Here is a 4698-nt window from a genome sequence, read left to right on the forward strand (position 1 = left end):
GCCGCCTTTCGGTGATGATTTACGCTCGTTTCCCACTTCCGCTTCGCAATGTTGCAGACCTGCAGCATGAGCGCGGTATCGAAATCGGCTATGAGACGGCCCGGTTCTGGTCGCAATGCTTCGGTCCGATGTTCCCGGTGCAGGTCTCTAGGATCCCGATCAACTGCATGCGCTCGGCCTCTCACTGGCAGTTGTATGAGAGACTGGTTCGCACTCGTCTGACGGCGCCCTGTAGATAGCCCCTAAACCGGACTGCAAACCAGTTTCTGGTTGCAATCCCTGAGACGTTCCTGATTGGCTTGCGGGGTAGCAAGCGGTGGAGGTCTGGCACATGATGGATGATACAATTCTGACGACGATATCAGACGGCTGTCTGGTCATCACGCTGAACCGGCCTGACCGAATGAACGCGTGGGATATGGCCATGCGCGCGAAACTTATAGAAGCGCTGGAGGCGGCGTCCGAGGACTCGACCGTGACCTCAATCGTCTTGACCGGGGCAGGGGAGCGGGCCTTCTGTGCGGGACAGGACCTGAACGAAGCCACAGACTTCGATGAGGATTTCGCGGAAGTCTGGATTGACGGCTTTTCAAGGCTGTACCGAGCCATCCGCTCAATCGAAGTGCCAGTGGTTTCTGCAATCAACGGCGTTGCTGCGGGCTCGGCTTTTCAGTTTGTTTTGCTGACCGACATCCGGATCGGCCACTCGGGCGTCAGATTGGGTCAGCCCGAAATTAACTCGGGAATCGTCAGCATTACAGGCCCTTGGATCATGCGCGAGGTTCTTGGCCTGTCGCGGACCATTGAACTGACCCTGACGGGCCGGTTGATGGACGCCGAAGAAGCGCTTCGGCTTGGGGTGCTTCACGAGATTGCCGAACAGAGCTGCGTTCTGGACCGAGCTGTGAGCGTTGCCCGCAACTTGGGGGCCAAGCCCAAAACTGCAATGAAGCTAATTAAGCGGAGATTTTTTGAGGTGCTCGAGCCGGGGCTTGAAGACGCCGTCGCCGCTGCCAAGAAGTACCACCGCGCCTCGTTTGGTTCCGGTGAAATGCACGCCTCAACGCAGGCTTTTCTGGATGCTAGAGGCGGCCGCAAGCGTGACTAAGGCCGAAGGTCCCTTCGCCTCTGCCCCATTCTGCGGCACGCTTGCCGGCTTGTTGCTTGATCGCGCTGCAAGTGAACCGGACCGGGTTCTGATCACGTGGGAACATAGGCAGATCACGACGGCCGAAGTCGCATCGGTTGGCCACGCTTTTGCCAGTAAGTTACGAAGTCTTGGCGTCAAACCGGGCGATACCGTGCTGACGATGATGGATGCCGGGCCGAGCTACATCGCGCTGTTCCTCGCTCTGTCGCTGGTAGGGGCGACATGGGTGCCTCAAGCGCCCGATGCTCGCGGACCATCCCTGGCCCATGTCCTTTCGATTGCAAAGCCGGACCTTGTCATCGCAGCTCCGCACGCCGTCCATAACCTTATAGCGTCTGGCCACAATGACTTAAGTACCATTCTAGAGGTAGATAGCTGGGTGTGGCCAGAGCCTCCGGGTCTGAACCATTTTCCCGACCCTGTGCCATCTGACTCTGACAATGTGTGCGCAGTTCTGTTTACTTCCGGCACGACAGGACCGCCCAAAGGCGTGATGGTCACGGAAAGAATGCTTCTGGCCTCGGCCGCTGGATGCGCCCTTGCCAGCAAATGCGAGGCAGGAGATGCATTTCTGATGTGGGAGCCGATGCACCATATCGGCGGCCCGCAACTTGTCATAATGGCCTTGATCCATAGTGCGCGGCTGGTTGTCGTAAAACGATTCAGTGCCAGAAAATTTTGGCCGCTGGTGCGCGCCCATGAGGTAAACAAGCTTCACTATCTGGGCGGCATCCTTGAGATTTTGCTGAAATCGCAAGAACAACAAGACGACAAGGATCATCCCATCAAGCTGGCCTTCGGCGGTGGATGCAGGCCCGAGACGCGCCGTGATTTCATTGAGCGATTTTCGATCCCGATCCGCGAAGTCTTTGGGATGACCGAGGCATCAAGCTTCACCATGGTCGATGACAGGGGAACAATCGGGTCGATCGGGCAGGTGTTGCCTTGGATGGACGTGGAGCTGGTCGAGGAAGACGGGCAGCTTGTGGGCGAGGGGGCCGTAGGAGAGATCGCCGTCAGGCCCCGGCATAGTGGGCTTCTGACCCCCGGTTATCTTGGGGATGCGGAAGCGACTGCGCGACTTTTGAAAGGAGGCTGGCTTTACACCGGAGACTTGGGACGGCGGGATGTAGAGGGTAATTATTTCTTTCTGGGACGAAAGACTGATTCCTTGCGTCGCCGCGGTGAAAATATCTCGGCTTGGGAAATCGAGACTGGATTGGCCGGTCACCCTGATATTGCTGAAACGGCCATCGTTGGCGTGCCGTCCGAGATCGGCGAAGCGGATATCCTTTGTTTCATAGTTATGCGCGAAGGTATCGTTTTGGATCTCATCAAAATTGCGGAGTGGTGCCAAGTACATCTTCCCCGACAGCATGTTCCCCGGTACTGGAAGCAAGTCCAGGGCTTTGAGCGAACCCCAAGTCAGAGGATCAGAAAGGACTGTCTTGATGTCGATCTGGCCGATGCGATCGATTTAGGCGATGGCCAGTAAGCTCGGGATTAAATCCTACGGCTTTGCGGCGCGTGCGTTCAACCGGCTGTGCTATGGTGTATTTGATAACCGCGCTGATACAGCCGATGTTCGCCTCTAAAGCGATACGTACATATAATTTGCAGGCCTTTACAACTTTCTCGATTACTTGAACTGGTGATGGCGGAAGACGCCGGCTTGGGCGGGCAGGGCAGTTTCGCAGCATTTGAGGATGACAAAACGCAGTCCTATTCATTATTTCAAAACCTCGCACGAAATCAATCGCCTAGCCGCGATACTTTATGTTAGGTTTCCGCTCTCGACGCGGAATTTGGAGGGTCTTCTGCATGAACGCGGTATCGAAATCAGCCATGAAACGGTTCGGTTCTGGTAGAATAGATTTGGCCAGATGTTTGCTGCTGAGATCCGAAGAAACCGGGTCAGCTGGATGCGCGCGAATTCGAACTGGCAGTGGCATCTGGAGCTGGTTTTCGTGAAGATTAACTGCGAAACGCCCACCCTTTGGACGGCTTTGGATCACGACGCAGAAGTCCTGGAAAGCTAGGTTGCCAAGCGACGGGATCGCAAAGCGGCGTTGAGATTCATAAGACAATCAACGAAGCGCTAGGGAAGTCTGGAAGTAATCGTGACGGACGAACTTAGGCGTCCACGGCGCTGCAATGAAAGTCATAGGCAACGCCCAACCGCCAGGCCTGCCACAAGACCTAGGCGGCCGTGTCGGGTGCAGAACTCAAGCGCCCGACCAAAGTATTGCGTCATCATCCCTGGCCATCGCGCAGTTTTTCCGGCAACCAAAGCGCCAGATCTGGGAACCAGATCAGCACAAAGCACATTACTACCATGATCAGGAACATAGGCAGCGCGGCCTTGGCTATATAGCCCATTTCGTGGTCCGTCATTCCCTGCAAAACGAACAGATTGAACCCGATCGGTGGTGTGATTTGCGCCATCTCAACAACAACGACGACGAAGATGCCGAACCAGATCAGATCAATACCCGCCTCACGGACCATCGGTTCCACAACCGCCATTGTCAGCACCACCGAAGAGATACCGTCGAGGAACATGCCGAGGATGATGTAGAAAACCAAAAGCGCCATCAACAGTTGAAAACGCGTCAGTTCCATTACGGCGATGCCGTCCGCCAGAGCGCGCGGCAAACCCGTAAAGCCCATGGAAAGTTTCAGGAACGCCGCCCCCGCAAGGATCAGCATGATCATGGCTGACGTACGGGTTGCCCCCATCAGGCTTTCGCGGAAGCTGGTCCAATTGAGTGAGCCCTGCCCCGCCGCCAGGGCAAGCGAGCCTATAACACCGAATGCTGCAGCCTCGGTCGCAGTAGCGATGCCGGTATACATTGAGCCGATGACAACAAGAATCAGCAGAATGACCGGCAGCAGAAAACGCGAGTTCGAAAGTTTTTCGCTAAACGACATCGCGACTTCAGCGGTGGGTTTCCAGCCTTTCGAAAAGACCGAATAGGCCGCGACGTAGCCCATGAACATGAGCGCCAGAAAAAGCCCTGGGAAAACCCCTGCGAAGAACAGTTGCGTAATAGATTCGTTGACCGTCACACCATAGACAATCAATGCCAACGACGGCGGTATCATCAAGCCAAGCGTCGCCGCGCCGGCCAGTGTGCCGATGACAATATGCTCAGGGTAATTGCGCGCGCGCAATTCAGGGATCGACATTTTGCCGACCGTCGTCAGCGTCGCGGCAGATGAGCCTGAGACAGCCGCGAAGACGGTGCAGCCAACAATGTTGGTATGGACCAAACCGCCAGGAAGACGTGCCAGCCAGGGGGACAGGCCTTTGAACATATCCTCGGACAATCGAGTTCGATAGAGGATCTCACCCATCCAGATGAAGAGCGGCAGCGCCGTCAGTGTCCAGGATGATGAAGTGGCCCAGATCGTCGTGATCATGGTGTCACCCACCGGTCTCGAGGTGAATAGCTCCATCCCTACCCAGGCAACACCCATTAGGGCAACGCCGACCCAGACACCGGTGCCCAAGAGTAGAAAGAGAACGAATAGGAACAGAACGATCG

The 4698-nt window shown here is 56.0% G+C and carries 3 protein-coding genes and 2 pseudogenes; 4 read left to right on the forward strand and 1 reads right to left on the reverse strand.

Annotation, left to right across the window (positions count from 1 at the left end; all coding sequences use genetic code 11):
* The 4 genes and pseudogenes from Q1B15_RS11295 to Q1B15_RS11310 all read left to right on the forward strand — a co-directional run.
* Positions 1–239: pseudogene (locus Q1B15_RS11295) on the forward strand (IS6 family transposase); the annotation flags it as partial.
* Positions 240–331: 92 nt separating this feature from the next.
* Positions 332–1108: an enoyl-CoA hydratase/isomerase family protein gene (locus Q1B15_RS11300; RefSeq protein WP_299753841.1), complete on the forward strand. Its 777-nt coding sequence runs from the start codon at positions 332–334 to the stop codon at positions 1106–1108.
* Positions 1080–2645, forward strand: coding sequence for an AMP-binding protein (locus Q1B15_RS11305; protein WP_299753842.1), 1566 nt, complete (start codon positions 1080–1082; stop codon positions 2643–2645). Before Q1B15_RS11300 ends, Q1B15_RS11305 begins: the two co-directional genes overlap by 29 nt.
* 211 nt (positions 2646–2856) lie before the next feature.
* Positions 2857–3325: pseudogene (locus tag Q1B15_RS11310) on the forward strand (DDE-type integrase/transposase/recombinase); the annotation flags it as partial.
* A 78-nt stretch (positions 3326–3403) separates the two neighbouring features.
* Here the strand turns inward: Q1B15_RS11310 and Q1B15_RS11315 are convergent.
* A complete protein-coding gene (locus Q1B15_RS11315) occupies positions 3404–4696 on the reverse strand; it encodes a TRAP transporter large permease subunit (protein WP_299753843.1) in 1293 nt (430 codons plus the stop codon).
* Positions 4697–4698: the final 2 nt, after the last annotated feature.

The organism is uncultured Boseongicola sp., assembly GCF_937988555.1.
GTDB lineage: Bacteria > Pseudomonadota > Alphaproteobacteria > Rhodobacterales > Rhodobacteraceae > Boseongicola.